We start from the raw sequence: 26,104 nt of genomic DNA on the forward strand, positions 1-26,104 counted from the left end.
TGCGCCGCGTGATGACGCGCCCCCGACGAGCCCTGCGCGCCGGGGCAGCGATCCTGGTCCTGCTCGCCCTCGGGGTGGGCATCGCCTTCGTGCTCACCGATGCGCTCGGCATCCGATCGGAGCCGTCCGACATCCCCGCGGAGACGCTCGTGGCCGCGCCCGAGGCGCCCGTCGCGGTGCCTCCGGCGTTCACGGCGGTGACGGCGCCCGACTCCATGCGCGTGGGGATGGCGGTCGAGGAGCTGCAGGACGCGGTCGCCGATGCGGGCGCGACCGCCGGCACGGCGACGCTCGACGTGGTCGTGGAGGGGAACGGCGCGGCCGCGGCATCCGAGGCCGACGACACGTACCGGCTCGACGGTACGGCCGCCGCACTGCGCGTGGTCGCGGCCACCGAGGCCGGGGCCGCCCTGGGGGTCTACGACCTCGCCGCGGCGGTGCGCGACGGACGGCCCGTCGACGAGCGGCTCGGCGACGTCGTGGAGTCCGAGCTGGGCTTCCGCATGGTCGACCTCGGCGCGGTCGGCGTGACGGTCGACGAGGCCGAGTGGGCGGCCGGCGACGACTACTCGCACAACTCGAAGGCGTTCGCCGACGTGATCCTGCCCGAGGCGCCGTACATCGACGAGACGGCGCTCGCGGTCGCCCGCGTCGACTTCGAGGCGTACGTGCGCCACGCGCTCGCCGAGGGCTACAACGCGATCGCGATCCCGGGGTTCATCGAGTACCTCACGTTCTCGGAGGTCGGCGACGGCGACGACGTGTACGGCCCCGGCGATGACCACGTCGCCCGCGCGCTCGCGATGCGCGAGGCGTTCGGGCCGATGTGGGAGTTCGCGCACGACGCGGGCCTGCGCGTCTCCTTCCGCACCGACATGCTCACGCTCACGACGCCGCTCGAGGCGTACCTCACCGACCGCTTCGGCGGGCTCGCCACCGAGGATCCCGCGTTCTGGGACGTCTACTCGGCCGGACTCGACGAGCTCTACGCCGAGATGCCCTACGTCGACGGCCTGCTGGTGCGCATCGGCGAGGCGGGCCGCGTCTACGACCTGCCCGGCTGGGACTACTACTCCGAGCTCGCCGTCACGACAGTCGACTCGGTGCGCGCGATGCTCACGGCGTTCACCGAGCAGGCGGCGCGAGCCGACCGCGAAGTAATCTTCCGCACGTGGAGCGTGGGCGTCGGCGCCGTCGGCGACATGCACACGAACGACGACTCCTACGCGGCCGTGCTCGACGGCATCACGTCCGACCGCCTGATCGTGTCGACGAAGTACACGCTCGGCGACTTCTACAGCCACCTGCCGCTCAACCACACGCTCGAGGTCGGCGACCACCGCCGCATCGTCGAGTTCCAGAGCCGTCGCGAGTTCGAGAACTTCGGCGCGTTCCCCAACGACCTCGGCGTGCTCTACCAGGAGGCCTTGCAGCGCTTCATCGCGGCGAACCCCAACCTCGAGGGCATCTGGACCTGGACGCAGGACGGCGGCCCGTGGCGCGCCGGACCGCTCTCGCTCGAGCTGAAGGCCGGCTTCTGGCAGCTCTCCGAGCTCAACACCGAGCTCGCCGTGCGGCTCGCGCGCGATCCCGGCGCCGACCCGGCACAGCTCACCGCGGACTGGGCGCGGCGCTGGTTCTCCGACGACCCGGCCACCGTGCAGGCGATCGGCGAGGCGATGGCGCAGTCGCGCGAGGCCATCACTGAGGGCCTCTACATCGGCCCGTTCGCCGATCGCCGCGTCTTCGCGATCGGCCTCGAGCCGCCGCCCATGATGTGGATCTTCGAGTGGGACATCGTCACGGGCGACAGCGCCGTGCTCGACGTCATCTACGACGTGAGCCGCGACGAGCTCGACGAGGCCATCGTGGGTGGCGACCGGGCGAGCGCGGCCGTCGAGCGCATGCACGAGGCGGTGGCCGCGACGGATGCCGCGACGTGGCGTGATCCGGCCCTGCGCACGGCGTTCCTCGACACGCTCGACTACCAGGCGTCGACCTACGCGATGCTCGGCGACTACCGCGAGATGTTCCTGCGCCAGGCGCAGTGGCACGACACCGGCGAGCAGGCGGCGTACGAGCAGTGGGATGCCGCGCGGCGCGCGTTCGAGGCATCCGCCGCCGCGCACGAGGCGGCCTACGCGGGCGACCCGTACTACCCCGCCTACAACCTCACCGCTGCGCAGCTCGGCGTGGACCGCGCCGAGCGCGACCTGCCGATGGCCTGGGCGGCCCGCATCGCGCTCGTGCTCGTCGCGATCTGGCTCGCGTACGGGATCGCCGCCGGCGCCGCGCGTGCCGGCTGGCCGGGCGCCCGCGCCGCACGCGCGCTCTGGGTCGCGGCGACCCGTCCGTGGCGCGCCGCCGAGGCGGCCGAGGGACTCACGCGCGTCGACCGCGCGCTCGTCGTCGGCGTGCCCGCGCTCGCGCTCGTCGCGAGCCGCGGCATCCAGACCTGGTTCCTCGCGCCCTCGCACCTCGTGGTGACGCTCGGCTCGTGGGCCGTGTTCGTGCTCGTGCTCCTGTTCGCGCTCCGCGGCCGCTCGGCGTGGCCGGTGCTCACGGCGGTCGGCGGCGCGGCGATGCTGCGGGTGGTGCTCCTGCTCGTGGTGCTCGCGCCGACGGGCCCCGGCGGCTACTGGTTCCACTTCTGGACCGACCCGCTCGCGCGCTCGGCCTACGTCACCCTCGCGTTCGCCGCGTTCGGCTGGGTCGTCGTGGCCGGCGCGTGGGCGCTCGCCGGACAGGTCGGCGCGCGCCGGGCGACCGGCACCGTCGTCGCGGCCGTCGGCGCCGTGCTCGCCGTCGTCGGCACGCTCATCGGCGCCATCGGCCTCGAGGCGGCGCTCACGCTCTGGAACGACGAGATGGCACTGCTGCCGTGGGGCCTCTCGCGCATCCTCGGCATCAGCGTCTACCTCGACATCCCCGCCGACACCGCATGGTGGGCCGCGGCGGCCGGCGGGGTGCTCGTCGTGATCGGCGCGCTCCTCGCGCTGCCGGGACGGCGCCGGACGCTCAGTCCGTCCGCGCCGCCAACTCCCGTCCGTGCACGATGATCGCGTAGATCACGAGCACGTCGAGCGCGATCACGATGATCGACAGCCACGGCTGCGTCGGCAGCAGGAACAGCTGGCTGATGCCGCTGATGGAGACGAGGATCACCGCCACCACGCGCGCCCAGGTCGCGCCGCGGAACAGCCCCGCGGCGCCGATGATGAGCGCGATGCCGATGATGAGGTGCCACCAGCCCCAGCCCTGCACGTCGAAGAGCAGCAGCGCGCCCTCGGTCCTCACGAAGTAGGCGCTCCCCGGCGCGAAGATCGCCGCGAGCCCGTGCAGGGCGTCGAAGACGCCGGCGATGAGCATGACGATCGCGGCGAACCAGACCCAGCCGACCCACTTGGTCACGGTGTTGTCACTCATGGCGGAACACTCCCTCGAACTCGCATGAGGCGCCGGGCGGGGGCGCACGGCGCGGGGTGGTGCTGAGCGTGACGCTAGCGCTGCCGCCGTCGCACGACAAGGTACACGGGCGACGTGTCGCGGCCGGCGCTCAGAGGCTCTGGCCGATGTCCCACAGCCGGTCGGGGCGGCCGTCGATCGCCTCCGACACGGCGAGGGCCTGGTCGTCGGACAGCGACGCGACGTAGTCGACCACGCCTCGCGCCACGCCCAGCGTGTGCACCTCGGATGCCTCGGGCACCGGGATGCCCGCCGGCTGCGCCGCGCGCAGCCGCGCGTACCCCTCCGTGGCGAGGTCGACGAGCTCCCGGAGCCGTTCGGGCACGCGGTGCCGGTCGAAGTCGTCCGTGACCCAGGCGGTGAGCCCGCGCACGGTGCGCGTGAGCGCGCGGCTGAGTCCGCGCTGGTACATGACGATGTCGGCGCGGTCGAGGATGAAGTGCCGGTGCACGAACTTCAGGATCTCCACCTCGTGCCACGCCCTGCGGTCGAGTGTCACGAGGCCCGAGCGGGCGACGTCGGGCGGCGCCGGGACGACCGAGGCCCGCAGGTGCCCGATCCAGCGGTTCGTGAACGACGAGAGGGCGCGCTCCGACGCGATCGAGCCGTCGAACGGCGTCGCGAGCAGGCCGTCGACGAGGTCGTCGGCCACGACGTCGACGGCGTCCGCGAACGCGTCGTCGTCGGCGATCCACGGGTCGCTGCGCCGGAGCTTCCGCCGCAGCCCCTCGAGCGCCGACCCGGGCGGTGCGCCGCGGGTCGTGAGGGCGTCGTCGTCGAGGGCGCGCAACTCGCTCGCACCCGCGATCCACCCGCGGAACTCCCGCGCCACCGCGCCCTGGCTGAGGAGCCCGGCCCGGTAGAAGTCGTCGACGTCGTGGATCGAGTAGGCGATGTCGTCGGCGATGTCCATGATCGAGCACTCGAGCGACTGCTGCATCGGCGGCATCCCGTGTCGTGCGGCGAACAGGTCGTCGGCGTCGAGGTCGTAGGCCGAGAACTTCACGACCTCGACCCCGCCGGACACGCGGCGGAGCCCTCGCGGCAGCGGATCGTCGGATGCGCCGACGTCGACGAACCGAGTCCACGGGTACTTCGCCACGGCCGTGCGCACCGCCGCCGTGAGGTTCAGGCCCTGCGGCGCGGCCTCGCACACGTCCAGCGCGGTGATGATGCGGTAGGTCTGCGCGTTCCCCTCGAACCCGTCGGCGAGGCCGAGGCTCTCGCGCGCCAGCCGGTCGAGCACGCGCTCGCCGAGATGGCCGAACGGCGGGTGCCCGAGGTCGTGGGCGCTCGCCGCGGCCTGCACGACGACGGCGTCGCAGCCGTGCTCGAGTGCGAGCTCGCGGGCCGGCGACGACGGGTCGGTGATCCCGACCGCGATCGCGCGTGCGACCGCCGTGACCTTGATCGAGTGCGTCAGGCGGTTGTGGATGAGCGGGCCGGCGCCGGGCTGCGCGATCACCTGCGTCACGGCGGACAGCCGCGAGAAGTACGGCGAGAAGCGGATGCGCTCGAGATCGAGCCGGAACTCGGAGTGCTCGCCGATCACCTCGACGCTCGATCGCGGCTCGGCGAACCGTCGGGCGGCGCGTGCTGACGGCATCGGGCGGCTCCCCTCTCGGCCGGGCGATGATGCTCCGATCCCGGCGCTGCGATTCCCAATCTACGGGCGTCGGCGGCGCCTCGGGGGCCGCCGACGGGTCCGCGATCCGGGCGCGGTTTGGCGGCGCGGCATCCGTCGCCTAAACTTGCTGAGGTTGCGGTTCCCACGCAAGCTTTCCCCTGCCCGTTTTCGGGCAGGAGGAGCGGGCGGGAGTGCGGCAGCCACGGAGGCCACGTCCTCCGAAGGGCGGTGGCTCAATTGGTAGAGCAGCGGTCTCCAAAACCGCAGGTTGCAGGTTCGAGTCCTGTCCGCCCTGCGAGCCGGCAGTGATTGCCGGCCCACGAAAGGTGTACGAGGTGGCACGGAAGATCATCGACGAGCCCAGCGAGGATGTCGTCGCCAACGCGAAGCGCGATCGCGCGGCGCGGCGCAACCCCTTCGCGCGGATCGCGCTGTTCATCCGGCAGGTCTTCGGCGAACTGCGCAAGGTCGTCACCCCCACGCGGCGGGAGCTGATCAGCTTCACGGTCGTCGTGCTCGTGTTCGTCGTCATCATGATGGCGCTGGTGTGGGGCCTCGACCAGGTCTTCGGCTGGCTCGTCCTCTGGGTCTTCGGTACTCCCGCGACCTAGTGGGGCGCGACCCCGGTGACCGGAGCGCCGACGGCGCACTGAAGAGAAGGATTGAGACAAGTGGCTAGGACTGAGCGGGACGACGTCGACTGGGCGACCGCTGCAGAGCAGTCGTCCGAGGAGGACGAGGCGCAGGAGGGTTCGCCCAACGAGCGCGACGAGGATGCGGTCGAGGCGGCCGAGCACCGCGCCGTGCACATCGTCGACGACGAGGGCAACGACATCGACCTCGACGCGGTGCTCGACGCCATGGCCGAGGCCGCGGACCCCGAGGCCGACGCGGTCGTCGACGACGCCCTCGAGATCGACTCCGAAGACGAAGTGCTCGCGGCCGCCGAGGCGACCGCCGAGGAGGCCGAGGACGTCAACGACCCGTACGAGGAGTTCCGCGCCGAGCTGCGCTTCCTCCCGGGCAAGTGGTACGTCATCCACTCCTACGCGGGCTTCGAGCGTCGCGTGAAGGCGAACATCGAGCAGCGCCGCGAGTCGATGGCGATGGCCGACTACATCTTCCAGGTCGAGGTGCCGATGGAGGACGTGGTCGAGATCAAGAACGGCCAGCGCAAGATGGTCACCCGCGTGCGCATCCCGGGCTACGTGCTCGTGCGCATGGACCTGAACGAGGAGAGCTGGTCGGTCATCCGCCACACGCCGGGTGTCACCGGCTTCGTCGGCAATGCACACAACCCCACGCCTCTCCGCTTCGAGGAGGCCTTCGGCATGCTGAAGAGCCTCGTCGAGATCAAGGACGTCGCCCCCGCGCGCGGTGCGAAGGCCGGTGCCGCCGCAGGCGCCGCCCGCGCCATCCCGGCCGAGGTCGACTTCGAGATCGGCGAGACCATCACGATCAAGGACGGCTCGTTCGCGGGCCTGCCCGGCACGATCAGCGAGATCAAGCCCGAGAGCGGCAAGCTCACGGTGCTCGTCTCCCTCTTCGAGCGCGAGACGCCGGTCGAGCTCAGCTTCGACCAGGTCACCAAGCTCTAGCCGGTCGTCGAGTAGCGCCGCGCGGAGCGCGACGCGTATCGAAACGCGATGAGCGGTCTCGCGGCACGGTCACCGGGTCTCGATACGCCGCTGCGCGGCTACTCGACCACCGGTGCTCGAAACATCCGTTATCATTGACAGGTTGTGCGCTCTGCGCACCCCGACCACCGCAGCCCGGATCCGCCGGAACCTGCGGGAGAGTGCCCCGATCGGGGCGTTCGAACAGAAAGAGAGAAATCATGGCACCGAAGAAGAAGGTCACTGGTCTGATCAAGCTTCAGATCAACGCCGGCGCCGCAAACCCGGCCCCGCCCATCGGCCCGGCCCTGGGTCAGCACGGCGTGAACATCATGGAGTTCTGCAAGGCCTACAACGCGGCCACCGAGTCGCAGCGCGGCAACGTGATCCCCGTCGAGATCACCGTCTACGAGGACCGCTCGTTCACCTTCATCCTGAAGACCCCGCCCGCCGCCGAGCTCATCAAGAAGGCCGCCGGCGTGCCCAAGGGCTCGGGCGTCCCGCACACCACCAAGGTCGGCAAGCTCACGCAGGACCAGGTCCGCGCGATCGCCGAGCAGAAGATGGTCGACCTCAACGCGAACGACCTCGACGCCGCCTCGAAGATCATCGCCGGCACCGCCCGATCGATGGGCATCACGGTCGAGTAATCCCCCCGTTCCCTGAGCTCGTCGAAGGGAACGCCACCGCTCGCTTCCGCCCCTTCGACAGGCTCAGGGGCCGAAGAGCACAGAACTCTCATTCGTGGCAGCGCCCGCCAGGCGCGATGACCACACTCTCTCAAGGAGAAGCAACATGGCACAGAAGTCCAAGGCCTACCGGGCCGCGGCCGAGAAGATCGAGGCCGGCAAGTACTACACCCCGACCGACGCCGTCGCCCTGGCGAAGGAGACCGGTTCGGCGAGGTTCGACTCGACCGTCGAGGTCGCGCTGAAGCTCGGCGTCGACCCCCGTAAGGCCGACCAGATGGTGCGCGGCACCGTCATCCTCCCGCACGGCACCGGCAAGACCGCTCGCGTCATCGTGTTCGCGACCGGCCCCGCCGCCGAGGCTGCGATCGCGGCCGGCGCCGACGAGGTCGGCGGCGCCGAGCTCATCGAGAAGGTCGCCGGCGGCTACACCGCGTTCGACGCGGCCGTCGCCACCCCCGAACTCATGGGCCAGGTCGGCCGTCTCGGCAAGGTGCTCGGTCCCCGCGGCCTCATGCCGAACCCCAAGACCGGCACCGTGACCCCGAACCCGGCCAAGGCCGTCGAGGACATCAAGGGCGGCAAGATCGAGTTCCGCGTCGACAAGCACGCCAACGTGCACTTCGTCGTCGGCAAGGCCTCGTTCTCGCACGACCAGCTCAACGACAACCTCAGGGCCGCCCTCGAGGAGGTCGTGCGCCTCAAGCCGTCGAGCGCCAAGGGCCGCTACATCCAGAAGGGCGCCGTGTCGACCACGTTCGGCCCCGGCATCCCGCTGGACGTCAACGCGATCTGACCTCGCTGATCGAGCCGCGCGAAGCGCGCATCGAGACCTGAAGGGCCCGCCGGTTCGCCGGCGGGCCCTTCGTCGTACCCCCCGAAGAGGGCGCCCACGCGCCGCGCCGCCGCCGATACGCTGGCGCCGGGGCGGATCATGCACCGGGCACTCGACCTTCGCGGGAGGGGCGGAGCAGACGAGACGGGCTGGCTTCCCGGCGAGCGGACGCTGCTGGAGACCGGCAGCCTCGGCGCGCTCGCACGGCGCGGCGCGAAGGAGCTGCGCGAGGGCTCGCCGCTCGACGACGAGCTGCGCGTCGCCGCGTACGAGCAGAACGGCGGGCACGTGCGCCGTGCCGAGCTGCGCCTCCTGGCGGCCGCATCACGCGCGGTCGGCGTCCAGGAGCGCGCCGCCGTCGCCGCCCAGCTCGGGCTCGGGCGACTGCACGGCGACTGGACCGCCTCCGCTCGTGTTCGCCTGCCATCGATGCCGCGAGGGCTCCGGCCGGCCACCGAGCTGAAGCTCCTCGTCGCCGCCGCCTTCGACGCCCTGTTCCACGACGGCACCGGGCCCCGCGTCGACTGGGCCGAGCAGTGCGCCGCGGCCGGGCGGGCAGCGGACATCCTCGACCGCCTCGGCGACGAGCATGGCGGACGCGACCTCGCGCGCGACGGCGACGCCGTGCACGCCGCCCTCCTGCTCGTGTGCGTGGGGATGCCGGAGCGCGCGGCGCCCGTCGCGTCCCGATCCCTCGAGGCGCTGCGGAGCGTCGGTGCGGAGGCCTGGGCCTCGGTCGCGGAGCTCTACCTCGCGTTCGCGCAGCTCGCATCGGGCGACATCGCGACCGCGCTCGACGGGTTCCGGCGTGCCGACCGCGTCTTCCGCGACGAGCCGGGATCGCCGTGGAGCATCTTCGGCGTCGTCAACATCGTCGCGATCGAGGCCCTCCGGGGCGGGCCGGGCCTGCAGCTCACTGAGGCCGAGCACGAGTTCGTGCGGCGCGCGGGCACGCACAGCTCGCCGGCGTCCGCGGCGTCCGCACTCGTCGTGCTCGCCAGCGCACTGGCCGACCTCGGCGACCCGGCAAGCGCGCACCGCGTGCTCACGGCGGCGGGCAGCGTCGACGGGATGCTGCCGCACCTCGGCTCGCACATGAAGGGCCGGGCGCTCGAGATCGCCGGGCTCGCGGCGGCGGAGTCCGGCGACCTGCACGACGCGCGCGGGTGCGAGCGTCGCCTCGCGCGGCTCATGGCGTCCCCGTCGAACGAGCTGGCCACCCGGCGCCTTCGGCTCGCGATCGCGGATGCCGCGGGCCGATCGCCGCGCACGGCCCGGCCGCGCCTCGCCGCGGCATCCGTGCGCAACCCCGGCATCGAGGCGCTGCGGGCCCGGATGATGCTGCTCGCCAGCTGCGTCGCCGCGGGCGACCGCGCCGGGGCGCTCGCGGAGCTGCCGAACGTGTCGCGGCTTGCGACCCGGCTCGACGCCGTCGCGGTCGCGCACTCGTCGGTCGCGCGCGTGCGCACCCTCAACCACGGGCTCGCGCCCGCCCGGCCGTTGTCGCGCCGCGAGCGCGAGGTCGCCGCGCTCGTCATCGCCGGCTGGAGCAATCGGCGGATCGCGGAGGCGCTGTTCCTCAGCGTGCGCACGGTGGAGAGCCACGTCGGCCGCATCCTGCGGGTCTACGGGGTGACGCGGCGAGCGCACCTCCTCGGCGTGGTCGTGGAGCCCGTCTCCCGCGACGCCGTCGCCGACGCGCGGCTCACCGAGCGGCAGTCGCAGGTCGCCCACCTCATCGCCGCAGGCGCGAGCAACGCCGAGATCGCGGTGGCGCTGTCGCTGCGCACGAAGACGGTCGAGAAGCACGTATCGAGCATCCTCGAGCGGATGGGCGGCACCTCGCGCACGCAGATCGCGGCGCGCGTGCCCGACCCCGCACGCACCGGGCCGACGACGAGCCCGCCGGCGGACGCCGACGGGCCCTCGTCCTTCCCGATCGTCAGTGGGTGATCGCGTCCTCGTGCGCCCGCATGCTCGGGCGGATGGCGAGCGCGGCGACGATCACGACGACCGCACCGCCGATCCAGGACATCCACGCCGCACCGAAGGTCATCGGATCGGCGTAGCCGCCGATCCACGGCGAGATGATGAGCAGCACGCCGAGGGCGCCCTGCACGTACTCCATCGCGACGAGGCCCGGCATCGCCAGGTTGACGAGCCCCGAGACGATGAGCAGCACGCCGAGCGTCAGCATGATCGCGACCGATGCGCCCATCGGCGGCACGAACACGGTCGACAGTGCCACGGCGAGACCGGCGGCGATGGCCACCCAGTCCTCCCATCGCGTCCACTTCTTCATAGAAACCAGCCTCCTCACGGTCGGTGGCTCCCAAAGCGGGGGTCGACTTAACGGTACGACCGCCTGAGTCGCGCGGCAATCGCTGCTGATCAGGGAATCCGGCTCGTCGCGAGGGGACGGGGGCGCGCGGCATCCGCTCAGAAGCCGATGCGGAACCCTCGCTCGCCAGTGGGCTCGACCTCGGCGACCTCGGTACCCTGCACGAGGGCTCCGGGCGGCCCCTCGGCGAGCCAGTCGAGCATGGCCTGCACGGATGCCGCGTCGCCCTCGACCTCGGCCTCGACCGTGCCGTCGGCGCGGTTGCGCACCCAGCCGGCGACCCCGAGTCGCTCGGCCTGCATCCGCGCGGAGTAGCGGAAGCCCACGCCCTGGACCCCGCCGTGCACGATCACCCGCCTGCGGATCACCCCTCCAGCGTACGATGACGAGTGCCGGCGTCGGGCCACGGCGGACCGCACCCGGCTGGGAGCGAGATGACCTCGTCGAGCGCACTCGAGACGGGCCGCGCGGCCGCGGCGGAGCGGCGCTGGGCCGAGGCGTACGAGCGCCTCTCGGTCGCGGACGCCCTCGACGGCCTCGGCCCGACCGACCTCGAGCTGCTGGCGAACGTCGCGCTGCTGCGCGGCGAACCGCAGGGCTCGGTCGACCTGTTGTCGCGCGCCTACGACGGGCACCTCGGCGCCGGCGACACCGCAGGGGCCGCGCGCGCGGCGGGCTGGCTGGCGCTGTGGTTCATCGAGCTCGGCGACTTCTCGCGGAGCGTCGTCTGGGCCTCGCGCGGGATGCACCTCGTGCACGCCATGGCCGACCCGGGCTCGGTCGCCGGGTTCGTCCGGATGGCTCCCGCGGTCGGGCTGCTCGGCAGCGGAGATCCCGCCGAGGCGCGGCGGCAGTGCGAGGAGGTCCTCGCGATCGCCGAACGTCACGACGACCGGGAGCTCGCCGCGAACGCCCTGCTGTGCCGCGGCAAGTCGCTCATCGAGCTCGGCGAGATCGACGAGGGATTCCGCAGCTTCGATCGCGCGATGGCGGCGGTCGCGGCCGGCGACGTCGCGCCCGTGCCCGTCGGGGTGATCGTGTGCGCCGTGATCTCCGACGCGCTGATGGCGTCGGACCTCGAGCGCGCCGCCGCCTGGACGGCGGTGCTCGACGAGTGGTGCCGCGGGCAGCCCGAGCTCGTCACCTTCAGCGGGCAGCGCCACGCGCTTCAGGCAGCGCTCCTGATCGCGCGTGGCGCGTGGGACGAGGCGGCGACGGCTGCGGAGCTGGCGCTCGCCCGGTTCCGCGCGGGCGACTACCGGGCGATCTACGGCGCGCCGTACCAGCTCGCCGAGCTCGCGCGCCTGCGCGGCGCGTTCCACTCCGCCGAGGCCTCCTACCGACGGGCGGGCGAGTCGGGGTGGGAGCCGCAACCGGGCCTTGCCCTCCTCCACCTCGCCGCCGGGCGCACGCAGCAGGCGCAGGAGGCGATCCGGCGCAGCGCCGCCGGGGCCGATCGGTTCACCCGGCGGTACCTGCTTCCCGCGGTCGTCGAGATCGAGCTCGCCGGCGGCGAGGTCGAGGCGGCCCGGCGCGCCATCGCCGAGCTCCGCGAGTCGGGCGAGCAGATGACCACGCCGACGCTGCAGGCGGTGATCGCGTCGGCCGAGGCCCGCGTGCTGCTGGCCGAGGGCGACGCGGCGGCGGCGCTCGAAGCGGCGCGCGTCGCCGTGGACGCGTGGCGGGCCACCGGTGCGTCGTACGAGCTGGCGCGCAGCCGGGTGGTGGCGGGCCGCGCGCTGGCCGAGCTCGGCGATCGGGCCGGCGCCGAGGCCGAGATCCGCGGCGCCCGAGCGGTGTTCCGCGCGCTCGACGCGGACCCGGCGCTCGCCGAGCTCGCCGAGCTCACTGGGGACCGGCCGACTGGTGCGCTCACCGCTCGGGAGGTCGAGGTGCTCCGCCTGGTCTCGACCGGCCTCACCAACCGCGCGATCGGCGAGCGGCTCTCGCTGAGCGAGAAGACCGTCGCGCGCCACCTCAGCAACATCTTCGGCAAGCTCGGGCTGTCGTCGCGCTCCGGCGCGACCGCCTACGCCTACGAGAACGGGCTCGTCTGACCGTTCCCGGCGACGCCGCCGACGGCCGTCTGCATCGGATGACCCATGTCCGCCGGCCCGCGGAGTTGGGCGCTTCGGCCGACGCGGCATCCGGATGCCCCGGCCTACCGTTGCGGCCATGGACATCCCCATGATCGCCGGCACGGTCTCGACCGTGGCCTTCGCGGTCAGCAACCTGCCGATGCTGCGCAAGGCGCTGCGCACGCGGGATGTCTCGTCGTACAGCCTGACGAGCATGGCGATCATCAACGCGGCGAACGCCGTGTACTCGCTCTACGTGTTCAGCCTTCCGGTGGGCCCGATCTGGGCGCTGCACACGTTCTACCTCGTCTCGTGCGGCATCATGCTGCTGCTCTGCCTCGCATCGGCTCGTCGTACCTCGGGCGTACCATGTGACGTCATGGGGGAGATGAGCGACTACATCGCCGGGCTCGAGGAGCCCGAGCGCGACCTGATCGAGCGGATCCGGGCGAGGGCCGTGTCGCTCGTGCCCGAGGCGGTCGAGGGCGTGAGCTACGGCATGCCGGCACTGCGGTACCGCGATTCGCCGCTGCTCAGCCTGATGTCCACGAAGGACCACATCGGGCTCTACCCGTTCAGCCCCGAGGTCGTCTCGTCGGTGCAGGGGGAGCTCGACGGCTGGTCGTGGTCGAAGGGCACGATCCGGTTCACGCCCGAGCATCCGCTGCCCGAGTCGCTCGTCGACCGCATCATCCTGCTGCGCCGCGACCAGATCGACGCCGCGAAGAAGCGCTGACCGCGTCTACGCCGCGGCCTCGTCGCCCAGGTCGTCGAGGAACCGCTCGACCGCGCGGATGAACTCGGCCTCGCCGCAGCAGTCGTGGCCGAGGCCGGCGAGCTCCACGAGTCGCGCATGCGGGATCGCCTGCGCGATCGCGAGCGCCGCGGTGAACGGGCTGCGCCGGTCGGCGCCGCCGTGCACGACCAGGGTCGGGACGTCGATGCGGGGGAGGCTCGAGCGAAGGTCGAGCTGCCCCAGCGCCTCGAGCATCGCCGCGGTCGTCTGCGGCCGCCACTCCAGCAGGGCCGCCCGAGCCGAGGCGAGGCGCTCGGGTGCGGCGCCGGTCGGGAAGGCGTCGCGCAGGAACTCCTCCGCCCACTCGGCCGGCGGCACGTCGACGGTGGCCTCGAAGTCGCGGATGCGTCGCTCCACCTCGGTGGGCGGCAGCGACCCGGCCCAGCCCGCGTACGGCCCGGCGAGCACGAGGCCCCTGGCCAGGCCGGGGTGGTCGCGCACTGCGAGCAGGGCGAGCACGGAGCCGAGCGAGAGCCCGCAGATCACGGGCCGATCGAGCCCGAGCGCCTCGACGAAGCCGGCGATGGCGTCGGCCCAGTCCTCGTCGGTCCAGCCCACGGGTACGTCCGACGAGCCGCCGCAGCCGGGCGCGTCCCAGGCGACGACGTCGGCGCGATCGGCGAGCTGCTCGGACTCTGCGGTCCAGTCACGGGAGTCGCCGAAGGCGCCGTGCAGGAACAGGAGCGGGATGCCGTGTCCGCTCCGACGATAGGCGAGGTCGAGGCCGTCGACCCGCACGGTCCCCATGCCGCCACGGTAGCCCGGTGGAGCGGACGTGGGCGACGAATGGCGGACGAGCGGTCGCGACGTTCCCCAGGCCGCGACCGCTCGTCCCCGTCCCGCGTCAGCTCACGGTCGAGGGCTCCTCCGTCAACTCGCCGCGGTGGGCCCGCAGGCGCGCCGCCACCTCGATGGCGTCGCCGGCCGGGGCATCCGACTTGCGGTCGGGTCGCGCCAGGAAGAGGTACGCGAGGCCCGTCGCGAGCACGACGCCGAGGCCGAGGAGGACCACCCAGTCGGTGAAGAAGTCACCCGATGCGCCGGGAGCCGCGAGCAGGTACATCGCGAAGATCCCGTACGCGAGCGCGAGGACGTTGACCACGATGCCCCAGCGGCCGAGCGAGAACGGACCGGCCGGCTTCCAGCCGCGGAGCCGCTGGCGCAGGGAGCCGAGCACGACCATCTGGAACGCCACGTAGATGCCGAGGACGGCGAACGCGGTGACGGGGTAGAGCAGGTCGGCGTTGAGCCAGACGAGGATCGCGATCAGCGCGGGCACCGTGCAGGCGACGATGAGCGCGTTCGTCGGGACCTTGCTGCGCTCCGACACCTTCGACAGCCAGCGGTGACCGGGGAGCATCCCGTCGCGTGCGAAGGAGAACAGGAGCCGGCTCGCGGCGGCCTGCAGGCTGAGCACGCAGGACAGGAAGGCCGTGATGGCGACGACGAGGAACAGCTTCGCCCCGACCGGGCCGAGCGTCGACTCGAGGATCGCGGGGATCGGATCGGCGTCCTCGCCGGAGACGATGGCCTGCAGGTCGGGCGCGGCGAGCACGTAGCCGCCGAAGGAGAACAGCGCGGAGACGCCGCCGACGAGGATGGTCAGGATCATCGCCTTCGGGATGCGTCGTGCCGGGTTCTCGACCTCCTCGGCGACGTCGCCGCACGCCTCGAAGCCGTAGAAGAGGAACAGGCCGGCGAGCGCGGCACCGATGAACGCCGGCAGGTAGCTGCCGTCGCCCTGCACGCCCATCGTGTCGAAGAAGATGCTGAACTCCTGCTTGCGCTGGAAGATCAGCAGGTACAGGCCCAGTCCGATGACGCCGATGAGCTCGGCCGCGAGGCCGATGCGGGCGACGCGGGCCAGCCACTTCGTGCCGGTGAAGTTGATCGCGAGCGCGATGAGCAGCAGGGCGAGGGTGAGCACGAGCCCCGTGGTCGGAGTCGCCTCGACGCCGAACAGGCTCGCGGCGAAGCCCGACCCGTACTCGGCGACGGCGGTGATCGTCACGATCATGGCCCAGATGTAGACCCACGCGGCCATCCACGCGTAGCGGCGACCCCACAGGCGGCGAGCCCATGGATAGATGCCGCCGTGGATCGGGTACTGGGACACGACCTCGCCGAACACGAGCGAGACGAGCAGCTGCCCGGCGCCGACGATGACGATCCACCAGATCGACGGCGGGCCGCCGACGGTGAGCGCCAGCGCGAAGAGCGAGTAGACGCCGACGAGCGGCGACAGGTAGGTGAAGCCGAGGGCGAAGTTCGCCCAGAGGCTCATGGAACGGTTGAACTCGTCCTCGTAGCCGAGGACCTGGAGGTGCTCGCCGTCGCCGAGGTCGGCGGGCTTCGCGGGTTCTGACATCGTGACCTTTCGTGATCGTCATTGATCGCGTCCGCCCACCCCGGACGCCAGTCGATTGCGACAGCTTGCCATACCTTCGGCGCTAAAGCTATAGCACCGAATGATTTTCCGATCCCGCCGTTGCCGCGCTCCGGCACGGGGTCTAGCCTGAGGCTGGGCGCCGGTCGGATCCGCCGGTCTCCCGACTCGCGCACGGTCGACGCCGACAGCCCCACTTGGAGGCGTCATGGACGCGCCGACCGCCCTCGACCGAGGCCGCACCGCGTATTCGGAACAACGCTGGACCGACGCCATCGACGGCTTGGATGCGGCCGATCGTGCGACGGCGGCCACTGCACTCGACCTCGAGCAGCTCGCCACCGCGGCCCTGCTGGTGGGGCGGTTCGAGGAGAGCGTCGCGTGGCGAACCCGGGCACACGAGGCGTTCATCGCCGAGCGCGACCTCGACGGCGCGATCCGGAGTGCGGTCTGGCTCGGCATGGAGTTCATGTACGTCGGGAACCTGGCGCAGGCCGGCGGCTGGTTCGCGCGGGCGCAACGACTCCTCGACGAGCACCCCGACGGCCGCCCCGACCACGGGTTCCTCTTCATCCCGGAGGCCCTGGCCTCCCTGTACCGCGGCGACGCCGCGGACGCCGCTGCGTTGTTCGCGCGCACGGCCGAGCTCGCGCGCGTCGCGCAGGATGCCGACCTCGTCGCCCTCGGGGAACTGGGCCTCGGCGAGTCGGAGATCATGCTCGGCCGTGCGGCGGAGGGTCTCGCGCGGCTCGATGAGGTGATGGTCGCCGTCACGGCGGGCGAGCTCTCGCCCATTCCCTCCGGCATCGTGTACTGCGAGGTCCTGCAGTGCTGCCGCCGGACCTTCGACGTGCGGCGTGCGCATGAGTGGACGAGGGCGCTCGATCGCTGGTGTGCCGAACAGCCCGACATGGTCGCGTTCAGCGGCCAGTGTCACGCGCACCGTGCCGAGCTCTTCCTCCTGCACGGTGCCTGGGCGGACGCGCTCGCAGCGGCGGAGGAGGCGCGGCAGCGATCGGAGCTCGGGGATCCCAACGGCATGTTCGGAGCGTGCTACCAGATCGGGGAGGTGCATCGGCTGCGCGGTGAGCCGGATGCCGCGGCATCTTCTTTCGAGCAGGCCGCACGCACGGGCTTCGAACCCCAGCCCGGCCTCGCCCTGCTGAGGCTGGCACAGGCGGAGGTCGACGTGGCGCGCGCCATGGTCCTCGCCGCGGCGGAACGACTGGACCCGGCGGAGCGCCGCTGGCTGCTGCCCGCGACCGTCGAGATCCAGCTCGCCGCCGGCGACGTCGCCGCCGCGCGTGCGGTGGCCGACGAGCTGCGGGAGCTCAGCCGGTCGAGCCCGATGCCGATGCTGCTGGCGGTCGTCGAGCAGGCCGACGCGGCCGTACGGCTCGCCGAGGGCGACGCGCGTGGCGCGCTGACGGCGTCGCGGCGGGCATGGGCCCGGTGGCGTGACCTCGATGTGCCCTACGAGGCGGCGCGGTGCCGGCTGACCGCGGCCAGGGCCTGCCGGGCCCTCGACGACGAGGCGTCCGCCGCGATGGAGCTCGACGCGGCGCGCGTGGTGTTCTCGGATCTCGGCGCCGGTCAGGCGCTCGCTGCGGCGGAGGCCGAGTGGTCGACCGTGTCGACGCCGCAGCCGGGCGGGCTGTCCGACCGGGAAGCCGAGGTGTTGCGGCTCGTTGCCGCGGGCGAGACCAACCGCGAGATCGCGAGCGATCTCTTCCTCAGCGAGAAGACCGTCGAGCGGCACCTCAGCAACATCTTCGGCAAGCTCGGCGTGTCGTCGCGGTCGGCCGCGACGGCCTGGGCCTTCCGGAAGGGGGTGGCCGACTGAGCCGGGCTGGGTGGAATCCCCCATCGCCCGCGTCGGTCGGATGCGAGATCCTCTCGACGCGGCGGCGTCGTGGCATCCGTACCGTGTCGCCCATGAACGAGACAACCGACCACATGGACGAGATCGATCGGGAGCTCGACGCCGTCGTCGTCGGCGGCGGGCAGGCCGGGCTCGCGATCGGCTACCACCTGCGGCGGCAGGATCGCGACTTCGTTATCCTCGACGATCGGCATCGCGTCGGCGACGCGTGGCGCACGCGCTGGGACTCCCTCCGCCTGTTCACACCGGCGCGATACGACGGGCTGCCCGGCATGAGGTTCCCCGGCGACGGGCTGGCCTTCCCCACCAAGGACGAGCTCGCGGACTACCTCGAGGCGTATGCGACCCGGAATGCGCTCCCGATCCGGCTCGGCGTGCACGTCGACGGCGTTCGTCGCGATGGCGACGTGTTCACGATCAGCGCCGGCGATCGCCGGTGGAGGGCCCAGCGCGTGATCATCACGACCGGTGCGTTCCACGAGCCGAGGGTGCCGGACTTCGCCCATGAGCTCGGGCCCTCCATCGTCCAGCTGCACTCCGCCGAGTACCGCAACCCCGGCCAGCTGCAGCCCGGGCCCGTGCTCGTCGTCGGGCTCGGCAACTCGGGCGCCGAGATCGCCTGGGAGCTCAGTCGCACGCATGCCACGAGCGTCTCGGGGACGCCGGGCGGCGAGCTGCCCGTGCGGCACGGGCGAACGGCGGCGCGGTTCGTCTTCCCGCTCGTGCGGTTCGCGGGCCTGCACGTGCTCTCGCTCGGCACGCCCGTCGGACGGTGCGTGCTGCCGAAGCTCACCGCGCATGCCGCACCGCTGATCCGCACCCGGAGGAAGGAGCTCACCGCGGCCGGAGTGGAGACGGTCGGACGGGTGACGGGGGTCAGCGACGGGCTTCCCGTCACCGCGGACGGACGCGTGCTCGCCGTGGCGAACGTGATCTGGTGCACCGGATTCCGCAGCGACTTCGGATGGCTGCAGGTCCCCGCGTTCGACGAGACGGGTCGGTTCCGGCAGTGGCGCGGCGTCATCGAGTCGGTGCCCGGGCTCTCCGTGCTCGGCATGGACGCCATGTACTCGATCAACTCCGAGAGCCTGCCCGGCATCGTCCGCGACGCGGCGTACCTCGCCAGGCGCATCGCTCTCGAACAGGGCGTCGCGGCGCCCGCGCGCGAGGCGCGGGCGGCGGGCGTTGCGGTGGTCGAGTAGCGCCGGCCGGAGGTCGACGCGTATCGAGACCGAACATGCCGGGTCTCGATACGCGTCCGGCTGCGCCGGGCGCTACTCGACCACCGGGAAGGCAGCGCCGGGCGCTCCTCGACCACCGGTCGGGCGTCAGCCGACGCGGATCATCTTCTTGTTGACGAACTCGTCGGCGCCGAAGCGGCCGAGCTCGCGGCCCGAGCCCGAGCGCTTGACGCCACCGAAGGGCAGCTCGGCGCCGTCGGCGAGCACGAGGTTGACGAACACCATGCCGGCCTCGATCGCGTCTGCGACGCGGTCGGCCTGCGCGGCGTCGGTCGTGTAGACGTACGAGCCGAGGCCGAACGGGATGTCGTTGGCGATGCGGACGGCGTCGCCCTCGTCGGCCGCGCGGTACACCTGCGCGACCGGGCCGAAGAACTCCTCCTTCGACGCGGGGTTGTCGGACGAGACGTCCGTCAGCACCGTCGTCTGGAAGAACGCGCCGTCGCGCGAGCCGCCGTGCACGAGCGTCGCGCCGTGCTCGACCGCGCGCTTGACCTGCTCGTCGAGGCCCTCGGCCGCCTTCAGCGACGACAGCGGGCCGAGCGCCGAGTCCGACGAGGTCGGGTCGGTCGCCTCGACCTCGGCGATCCTCGCGGTGAACTTCTCGAGGAACGGCTCGTAGAGGTCGTCGATCACGATGAAGCGCTTGGCCGCGTTGCACGACTGGCCGCTGTTGTCGAGGCGCGCGTCGACCGCGTTCTGGACGGCCGAGTCGAGGTCGTCGGTCGACAGCAGGATGAACGGGTCGGAGCCGCCGAGCTCGAGCACGACCTTCTTGAGGTGACGGCCGGCGATCTCGGCGACCGCGGCGCCGGCGCGCTCGGAGCCCGTGAGGGAGACGCCCTGCACGCGCGGGTCGGCGATGACGGTCTCGATCTGGTCGTGCGACGCGTAGATATTGACGTAGGCGCCCTCGGGGAAGCCCGCATCGGCGAAGATCTGCGCGATGGCCGCGGCCGACTCGGGGCACTGCTCGGCGTGCTTGAGCAGGATCGTGTTGCCGATGATGAGGTTGGGTCCGGCGAAGCGGGCCACCTGGTAGTACGGGAAGTTCCACGGCATGACGCCGAGCAGCACGCCCAGCGAGGAGCGGCGGATGACCGCCGAGCCGTCGCCCGCGAGCAGCGACACCGGCTCGTCCTTCAGGAACTCGGCCGCGTTGTCGGCGTAGTAGCCGTAGATGTCGCCGGCGAAGTCGGCCTCGGCGAGGGCCTGCTCGATGGGCTTGCCCATCTCGCGCACGATGATCTCCGCCAGCTCCTGGCGGCGCTCGACGTGCAGCTCGCCGACGCGGCGGACGAGCGCGGCGCGCTCCTCGACCGTGGTCGACTTCGACCAGGTGCGGTGCGCCTCGGCGGCGGCGGCGATCGCGGCCTCGAGCTCGGCGTCGGTGATGGTCGGGTACGTCTTGACCGTCTCGCCGGTGGCGGGGTTGGTCACGGCATAGCTCATGGGAGTTCTCTCCTTCTCAGGTGCACACGCGCCATTGATCCCTGGGCCTGTCGAAGGGTCGTCTGCCGCGGTGCAGTCGCTCGTCCGTCAAAGATATACCACTGAATGATTGATCACGAACCGGATGCCGCGGGCCGTACGCGCACGGCGAACGGCGTGCCGGCGCACGGCACGGTCCCGCTGCCGGGGCCTGCAAGCTGGCCGACCTGCAGCGCCGGCTCGGTGGAGAGCACGACGCGGCCGTGCTCGTTCACGAGCGCCAGCGGCTCCTCGACGTCGAGGAACGCGGCGAGCAGCGCGCGCTCGAGCGTGCGCACGGCGACGTCCGCGCCGACGACGCCGACCATGCGCTCGCCGTCCGCATCGTGCACGGGCATCGTGAGGGTGAGGATGTAATCGCACGTGCAGAGGTGGTCGACGTAGGGGCCGGTGACGTGCGCGTGCCGCGTGGTCGCGGGGATGCGGTACCACTCGAGGGCGCGGAAGTCGCGGAGGTACTCGGTGTAGCCGCGCGTCGAGAGGTCGAGCCGGGTCGGTCCGTCGGTGGAGCCGAGCACGGGGTTGTCCTCGAGGGGGCCCAGCCACCACGCGAAGTGCACGCCCTTGCCGCGCACCACCTCGCCGTCGGCGATGAACCCGGCGCCGACGAGCATCGGCTCGTCCTCCTCGAGCCGCGGGAGCACGAGGTCCGCGACCGTCGCGTCGAGCGTGACCGGACGGACCTCGCCGCTCGACGCGCCTGCGCCCGTGCCGCCTGCAGCAGCACCCACTCCGCCCGCGCTGGCCGCGAGCAGTTGCTCGATCGGTGTGCGCCACGCGGCGAGCTGGTCGAACACCCCGCGGAACACCTCGCTGACGGCGTCGGCGACCTCAGTCGGCGTGCGGCTCATCGAGCGCACCCCCTCGTTCGACGCGCGCCTTCGCGGCGAGCAGTCGCCGGGCGAGCATCGCGACCAGCTCGCCCGCGGCCTCGCGGGCCCGGGCCGCCCGGTGCCGTGCGACGGCGCGCACGATGCGCTGGTTCAGGTCGGCGGCCTCGGCCCTCGCGACCTCGTCGGCGAACCCGAGCAGGAGCAGCGGGCCGAACTCGGCCTGCAGCCGGATCTGCTCGCGCACGAGCCGCGCCGACTGGCTGAGCACCGCGAGCTCGAGCAGGAACCCGCCCTGGTTGGTGCGCGCCGCCGCGGCGGTGGAGAAGTCGGCGTTGCGGAGCCAGCCCGCCAGGTTCGCTGCGTCCGCGTCGGACGCGCGCTCCGCGGCGCGCTCGGCGGCGCCCGCGAGGATCGCGCCGAAGTACACGGCCATGTCGCTGAGCTCGACCTGCGCGAGACCGCGAAGCCGCGCCGTGATGATCGTGCGGTGCTCGGCGTCGTCGTGCACCACGAAGCTGCCGCCCTCGCGGCCACGACGGGTCTCGACGAGGCCGGCGTCGCGCAGGATGCCGAGGCCCTCCCGCACGGTGATGAGCGCAACGCCGAAGCGGCGGGCGAGCTCGGGCTCGCTGGGGAGGCGCTCGCCGGGGTCGAGCACCCCGAGCACGATGCCGTCGGTGAGGCGCTGGGCGACCTGCTCCGCGCGGCCGGCGTCGGCGAGCTGGGCGAACACGGCTTCGCGCGCGCCGGGACCGACCCTCGTCTCCATGGGACCACGTTAGCCGAGGGGTGCGCCCGCGGCGGGCGCCGCGCGTAAAAAAGATTCGATATAGGATGAATCCCGCGTGCCCCGCCGGGCCGCATCATGCGAAGGCGGATGATCCATGACCGAGTCGACCCGTGCGACGCCGCGCGGCGCGCTCGCCGGCGTGCGCGTCGCGGACTTCTCCCGCGTGCTCGCGGGGCCCTACGCCACCATGACGCTCGCCGACTTCGGCGCCGACGTGATCAAGGTCGAGCCGCCGGCGGGCGACGACACGCGGCACTGGAAGCCGCCCGTCGACGCGGCGGGGGAGGCCACGTACTTCGGCAGCGTGAACCGCAACAAGCGGTCGGTCGCGCTCGACCTCGCCACGGAGGCGGGGCTCGCGGAGGCGCGTCGGCTCGCGGCATCCGCCGACGTCGTGGTCGAGAACTTCCGCCCCGGCGTGATGGACCGGTTCGGGCTGTCGTACGACGACGTGCGCGCCGCGAACCCCGGGGTCGTGTACTGCTCGATCACGGGCTTCGGCACGGGCGACGGCGCGACCCTCGCGGGCTACGACCTCCTCGTGCAGGCCGTCGGAGGACTCATGTCGATCACCGGCGAGCCCGAGGGCGAGCCGTCGAAGGCGGGCGTCGCGCTCGTCGACGTGCTCTGCGGGCAGAACGCCGTGGCCGGCATCCTGCTCGCGCTGCGCGACCGCGACCGCACCGGCCTCGGCCAGCGCGTCGAGGTGAACCTGCTGCAGAGCCTGCTCTCGGCGCTCACGAACCAGGCCGCCTCCACCCTCGCGACCGGGCGCGCGCCGCGACGGCTCGGCAATCGGCACCCGAGCATCGCGCCCTACGCCGTGTTCCCCGCCGCCGACCGCGACCTCGTCATCGCCGTGGGCAACGACCGGCAGTTCGTAGCGCTCGCCGGGCTGCTCGGCGTCCCTGCCCTCGCCGACGACCCGCGCTACGTCACGAACGAGGCGCGCGTCGCGCACCGCGACCTGCTGCACGCCGAGCTCGAGGGCGCGCTCGCCGCGGCATCCGCCGACCACTGGGTGCGCACCCTGACGGACGCCGGCGTGCCCGCAGGGCTCGTGAACGACGTCGCCGAGGCCATCGCGTTCGCCGCGTCGCTCGGCCTCGAGCCCGTCGTCGAGCTGGGCGCGACCCGCACCGTCGCCAACCCCATCGGTCTCTCCGAGGCCGCCGCCGATTACCGCACGCCCCCGCCGCGGCTCGACGAGCACGCCGGCGCCGACTGGCTTCCGCGCGATCCGCGCGATGTCCGTGAGAAAGGACCCATCGCATGACCACGGCCCCACGCCTCGACGAGGTGTTCGACCTCGACGGCCTGCTCACCGCAGAGGAGCGCGACTGGCAGCAACGCGCTCGCGCGTTCGCGCAGGAGCGCATCCTCCCGATCATCGAGGAGGACTTCGAGAACCGGCACTTCCGCCGCGAGCTCGTGCGGGAGCTCGGCGAACAGGGCTTCCTCGGCATGCACCTCGAGGGCTACGGCTGCGCGGGCGCCGGTGCCGTGAGCTACGGCCTCGTCTGCCTCGAGCTCGAGGCCGCCGACTCGGGCTGGCGCACGTTCGTCTCGGTCCAGGGCTCGCTCGCGATGAGCGCGATCCGCAGCTACGGCTCCGAGGAGCAGAAGCAGCGGTGGCTGCCGGGCATGGCGAAGGGCGAGCTCATCGGATGCTTCGCGCTCACCGAGCCGCAGGGCGGCTCCGACCCGGCGGCGATGACCACGGTCGCCCGCCGCGACGGCGACGAGTGGGTCATCGACGGCGCCAAGCGCTGGATCGGGCTCGCGTCGCTCGCCGATGTCGCCGTCGTGTGGGCGCGGGTCGAGGACCCTTCGACGGGCTCAGGGACCGGCCCTTCGACGGGCTCGGGGACCGGGACGGGCTCAGGGACCGGGGGCGCGGCCGTGCGCGGCTTCCTGGTGCCGACGACGACCGCCGGGTTCACCGCGACGCCCATCGAGGGCAAGCTCTCGATGCGCGCGTCGGTGCAGTGCGACATCGACCTCGACGGGGTGCGCGTGCCGGCCGACGCGATCCTGCCCGGGGCATCCGGACTCTCGGGCCCCTTCGGCTGCCTCAACGAGGCCCGGTACGGCATCGTCTGGGGCGCCATGGGCGCCGCCCGGTCGTGCTTCGAAGCCGCCCTCGAGCGCTCGCGGGAGCGCGAGGTGTTCGGCAAGCCGATCGGCGCGAACCAGCTCACCCAGGCGAAGCTCGCCGACATGCTGCTCGAGCTCGAGAAGGGCATCCTGCTCGCCCTCCACCTCGGTCGCCTCAAGGAGCAGGGGCGCCTCACGCCCGCCCAGATCTCGGTCGGCAAGCTCAACAGCGTGCGCGAGGCGCTCGAGATCGCGCACCAGGCGCGCACGATCCTCGGCGGCGACGGCATCACCGACGCGTTCCCCGTCATGCGGCACGCCGCGAACCTCGAGTCGGTGCGCACGTACGAGGGCACCGACGAGATCCACCAGCTCATCCTCGGCCGGGCCCTCACCGGCCTGGCGGCGTTCTGATGAGCGGCCGCCACACCGTCGTCGTCGACGGCAGCACCGAGGCCTCGGCCGAGGTCGACGCGACCGTGCGCGCCGCCGCGGCATCCGGTGTCGACCGTACGACCCGTACCGAGCGCGCGACCTGGCTGCGGGCGCTCGCGGACGCGGTCGAACACCACCGCGACGAGCTCGTCGCGATCGCGCACGACGAGACCCACCTGAGCGAGGCGCGGCTCGTCGGCGAGGTCGTGCGCACGGCCACCCAGCTGCAGTTCTTCGCGGGGGTCATCGAGGAGGGCTCGTACCTCGAGGCGACCGTCGACCCGCCCGACGCGCGGCTCGTGCCGCCGCGTCCCGACCTGCGGCGGATGCTGCGGCCGATCGGCCCCGTCGCGGTGTTCGCCGCGTCGAACTTCCCGTTCGCGTTCTCGGTGCTCGGCAACGACACCGCGTCGGCACTGGCCGCCGGATGCGCCGTCGTCGTGAAGGCGCACCCGGGGCATCCGCGGCTCTCGCGCCGTGTCGCCGAGGTCGCCCTGGTCGCGCTCGCCGATGCGGGTGCGCCGGCCGATGCGCTCTCGCTGGTCGAGGGACTCGACGCGGGCGTGGAGCTCGTGGGGCATCCGCTCGTCGCGGCCGTCGGCTTCACCGGGTCGCTGCGCGGCGGACGCGCGCTGTTCGACCTCGCCGCGGCCCGGCCCGCGCCGATCCCGTTCTACGGGGAGCTCGGCTCGCTGAACCCCGTCGTCGTCACGCGCGCGGCGGCCGACGCCGACGTCGAGGCGATCGCGACCGGACTGGCGGGTTCGTTCACCCGCGACGGCGGCCAGTACTGCACGAAGCCCGGACTCGTGTTCGTGCCCGACGGCACGGGCTTCGAGGAGGCGCTCTGCGACGCGCTCGGCACGGTCGGCGCGCAGCGCCTGCTCACCGACGGCATGGCGACCGCCTTCACCGACGGGGCGGAGCGGCTGGCTGGCCTCGACGGCGCCGAGCTGATCTGGCGCGGCGCGGCCGAGGGTGCGGATGCCCCGGCCACCGTCGTCGCGACCGATGCGACCACGCTCGCCGCCGCCGCCGACGCGTGGCTGCAGGAGTGCTTCGGACCGCTGACCGTGCTCGTGCGCTACCGCGACGACGACGAGCTCGATGCGGCGCTCGCGTCCCTCGAGGGCAGCCTCACCGCGTCGATCCACCACGCACCCGGCGAGGACGTGACGGCGCTCGCCGGGAAGCTCGAGCGCGTCGCCGGCCGGCTCGTGTTCAACGGCTGGCCGACGGGCGTCGCGATCGCGTGGGCGCAGCACCACGGCGGCGGCTGGCCCGCCACGACGGCATCGGTGCACACCTCGGTCGGCGCGACCGCGATCCGCCGGTTCCTGACGCCCGTGGCGTACCAGGACGCGCCCGCCGAGGTGCTTCCGGTCGAGCTCCGCGACGGGAATCCGCTCGGGATTCCGCGCCGCGAGGACGGCGTCCCGATACCGGCCGTCAACCGTGACGACACGTCGCCCGAGTAGGCATAACATCGTTGATGCAACGAA

Annotated in this window: 22 protein-coding genes and 1 tRNA gene; 14 read left to right on the forward strand and 9 right to left on the reverse strand. The window is 72.5% G+C overall.

The annotated features are described in order from the left end of the window. Window positions 1–11 precede the first annotated feature (11 nt). Window positions 12–3,059, forward strand: coding sequence for a hypothetical protein (locus ACFVN5_RS13860; protein ID WP_376956809.1), 3,048 nt, complete (start codon window positions 12–14; stop codon window positions 3,057–3,059). On the opposite strand, the gene ACFVN5_RS13865 is transcribed toward ACFVN5_RS13860, so the two are convergent. Both ACFVN5_RS13865 and dgt read right to left on the reverse strand, forming a co-directional pair. Beyond that, window positions 3,019–3,426 carry a hypothetical protein gene (locus ACFVN5_RS13865; protein ID WP_376955824.1) on the reverse strand — a complete coding sequence of 136 codons (408 nt, stop codon included), beginning with the start codon at window positions 3,424–3,426 and terminating at the stop codon, window positions 3,019–3,021. The two genes, ACFVN5_RS13860 and ACFVN5_RS13865, sit on opposite strands and share 41 nt — an antisense overlap. A 130-nt stretch (window positions 3,427–3,556) precedes the next feature. Continuing rightward, window positions 3,557–5,071, reverse strand: a complete 1,515-nt coding sequence (gene dgt / locus ACFVN5_RS13870) for a dGTP triphosphohydrolase (RefSeq protein ID WP_376955825.1) — start codon at window positions 5,069–5,071, stop codon at window positions 3,557–3,559. A 243-nt stretch (window positions 5,072–5,314) separates the two neighbouring features. On the opposite strand from dgt, the gene ACFVN5_RS13875 reads away from it, so the two are divergent. From ACFVN5_RS13875 to ACFVN5_RS13900, 6 genes are all read left to right on the forward strand, one after another. Next, window positions 5,315–5,387 (forward strand) — tRNA-Trp (locus ACFVN5_RS13875). 40 nt (window positions 5,388–5,427) lie between these two features. Continuing rightward, window positions 5,428–5,703, forward strand: coding sequence for a preprotein translocase subunit SecE (gene secE, locus ACFVN5_RS13880; RefSeq protein ID WP_376955826.1), 276 nt, complete (start codon window positions 5,428–5,430; stop codon window positions 5,701–5,703). 60 nt (window positions 5,704–5,763) lie between these two features. Further along, complete coding sequence (nusG, locus tag ACFVN5_RS13885) at window positions 5,764–6,690, forward strand: transcription termination/antitermination protein NusG (RefSeq protein WP_376955827.1); 927 nt, start codon at window positions 5,764–5,766, stop codon at window positions 6,688–6,690. 239 nt (window positions 6,691–6,929) lie between these two features. After that, window positions 6,930–7,358 carry a 50S ribosomal protein L11 gene (gene rplK, locus ACFVN5_RS13890; RefSeq protein ID WP_148732537.1) on the forward strand — a complete coding sequence of 143 codons (429 nt, stop codon included), beginning with the start codon at window positions 6,930–6,932 and terminating at the stop codon, window positions 7,356–7,358. A 145-nt stretch (window positions 7,359–7,503) separates the two neighbouring features. Continuing rightward, on the forward strand, window positions 7,504–8,193 hold the full coding sequence (rplA, locus tag ACFVN5_RS13895) for a 50S ribosomal protein L1 (protein ID WP_376955828.1): 690 nt from the start codon (window positions 7,504–7,506) through the stop codon (window positions 8,191–8,193). A gap of 138 nt (window positions 8,194–8,331) precedes the next feature. After that, on the forward strand, window positions 8,332–10,185 hold the full coding sequence (locus ACFVN5_RS13900; RefSeq protein ID WP_376955829.1) for a LuxR C-terminal-related transcriptional regulator: 1,854 nt from the start codon (window positions 8,332–8,334) through the stop codon (window positions 10,183–10,185). Here the strand turns inward: ACFVN5_RS13900 and ACFVN5_RS13905 are convergent. After that, on the reverse strand, window positions 10,175–10,534 hold the full coding sequence (locus tag ACFVN5_RS13905; protein ID WP_376955830.1) for an SPW repeat protein: 360 nt from the start codon (window positions 10,532–10,534) through the stop codon (window positions 10,175–10,177). The two genes, ACFVN5_RS13900 and ACFVN5_RS13905, sit on opposite strands and share 11 nt — an antisense overlap. Before the next feature lie 137 nt (window positions 10,535–10,671). Next, a complete protein-coding gene (locus tag ACFVN5_RS13910; RefSeq protein WP_376955831.1) occupies window positions 10,672–10,941 on the reverse strand; it encodes an acylphosphatase in 270 nt (89 codons plus the stop codon). Window positions 10,942–11,007: 66 nt separating this feature from the next. Between ACFVN5_RS13910 and ACFVN5_RS13915 the strand changes: the two genes are divergently transcribed. Further along, window positions 11,008–12,630 carry a LuxR C-terminal-related transcriptional regulator gene (locus tag ACFVN5_RS13915; protein ID WP_376955832.1) on the forward strand — a complete coding sequence of 541 codons (1,623 nt, stop codon included), beginning with the start codon at window positions 11,008–11,010 and terminating at the stop codon, window positions 12,628–12,630. Between the two features lie 118 nt (window positions 12,631–12,748). Further along, window positions 12,749–13,387: an iron chaperone gene (locus ACFVN5_RS13920; protein ID WP_376955833.1), complete on the forward strand. Its 639-nt coding sequence runs from the start codon at window positions 12,749–12,751 to the stop codon at window positions 13,385–13,387. Window positions 13,388–13,393: 6 nt separating this feature from the next. On the opposite strand, the gene ACFVN5_RS13925 is transcribed toward ACFVN5_RS13920, so the two are convergent. Together ACFVN5_RS13925 and ACFVN5_RS13930 are read right to left on the reverse strand one after the other, a co-directional pair. Beyond that, complete coding sequence (locus ACFVN5_RS13925; protein WP_376955834.1) at window positions 13,394–14,194, reverse strand: alpha/beta fold hydrolase; 801 nt, start codon at window positions 14,192–14,194, stop codon at window positions 13,394–13,396. Between the two features lie 97 nt (window positions 14,195–14,291). Continuing rightward, a complete protein-coding gene (locus ACFVN5_RS13930; protein ID WP_376955835.1) occupies window positions 14,292–15,815 on the reverse strand; it encodes an APC family permease in 1,524 nt (507 codons plus the stop codon). 226 nt (window positions 15,816–16,041) lie between these two features. Here ACFVN5_RS13930 and ACFVN5_RS13935 point away from each other — a divergent pair, with 226 nt between their 5' ends. Both ACFVN5_RS13935 and ACFVN5_RS13940 read left to right on the forward strand, forming a co-directional pair. Then, window positions 16,042–17,676: a LuxR C-terminal-related transcriptional regulator gene (locus ACFVN5_RS13935; RefSeq protein WP_376955836.1), complete on the forward strand. Its 1,635-nt coding sequence runs from the start codon at window positions 16,042–16,044 to the stop codon at window positions 17,674–17,676. 92 nt (window positions 17,677–17,768) lie between these two features. After that, window positions 17,769–18,917 carry a flavin-containing monooxygenase gene (locus ACFVN5_RS13940; RefSeq protein ID WP_376955837.1) on the forward strand — a complete coding sequence of 383 codons (1,149 nt, stop codon included), beginning with the start codon at window positions 17,769–17,771 and terminating at the stop codon, window positions 18,915–18,917. Window positions 18,918–19,043: 126 nt separating this feature from the next. Here ACFVN5_RS13940 and ACFVN5_RS13945 read toward each other — a convergent pair whose 3' ends face one another. The 3 genes from ACFVN5_RS13945 to ACFVN5_RS13955 form a co-directional block, all read right to left on the reverse strand. Continuing rightward, window positions 19,044–20,408: an NAD-dependent succinate-semialdehyde dehydrogenase gene (locus tag ACFVN5_RS13945; protein ID WP_376955838.1), complete on the reverse strand. Its 1,365-nt coding sequence runs from the start codon at window positions 20,406–20,408 to the stop codon at window positions 19,044–19,046. Window positions 20,409–20,521: 113 nt separating this feature from the next. Continuing rightward, the gene (locus ACFVN5_RS13950; protein ID WP_376955839.1) at window positions 20,522–21,298 is read right to left on the reverse strand and encodes a hypothetical protein; all 777 of its coding nucleotides are present in this window, start codon (window positions 21,296–21,298) and stop codon (window positions 20,522–20,524) included. Continuing rightward, a complete protein-coding gene (locus ACFVN5_RS13955; protein WP_376955840.1) occupies window positions 21,279–22,049 on the reverse strand; it encodes a winged helix-turn-helix domain-containing protein in 771 nt (256 codons plus the stop codon). Before ACFVN5_RS13955 ends, ACFVN5_RS13950 begins: the two co-directional genes overlap by 20 nt. A 115-nt stretch (window positions 22,050–22,164) precedes the next feature. Here ACFVN5_RS13955 and ACFVN5_RS13960 point away from each other — a divergent pair, with 115 nt between their 5' ends. Genes ACFVN5_RS13960 through ACFVN5_RS13970 form a run of 3 tightly spaced genes read left to right on the forward strand, consistent with a single transcriptional unit; the run spans window position 22,165 to window position 26,080 of the window. After that, the gene (locus ACFVN5_RS13960) at window positions 22,165–23,346 is read left to right on the forward strand and encodes a CaiB/BaiF CoA transferase family protein (protein ID WP_376955841.1); all 1,182 of its coding nucleotides are present in this window, start codon (window positions 22,165–22,167) and stop codon (window positions 23,344–23,346) included. Further along, complete coding sequence (locus ACFVN5_RS13965) at window positions 23,343–24,581, forward strand: acyl-CoA dehydrogenase family protein (protein ID WP_376955842.1); 1,239 nt, start codon at window positions 23,343–23,345, stop codon at window positions 24,579–24,581. Before ACFVN5_RS13960 ends, ACFVN5_RS13965 begins: the two co-directional genes overlap by 4 nt. Next, window positions 24,581–26,080, forward strand: a complete 1,500-nt coding sequence (locus ACFVN5_RS13970; RefSeq protein ID WP_376955843.1) for an aldehyde dehydrogenase (NADP(+)) — start codon at window positions 24,581–24,583, stop codon at window positions 26,078–26,080. The genes ACFVN5_RS13965 and ACFVN5_RS13970 overlap by 1 nt, the downstream gene beginning before the upstream one ends. The last annotated feature ends 24 nt before the right edge of the window (window positions 26,081–26,104 follow it).

The organism is Agromyces sp. NPDC057865 (genome assembly GCF_042796995.1).
Taxonomy (GTDB): Bacteria; Actinomycetota; Actinomycetes; order Actinomycetales; family Microbacteriaceae; genus Agromyces.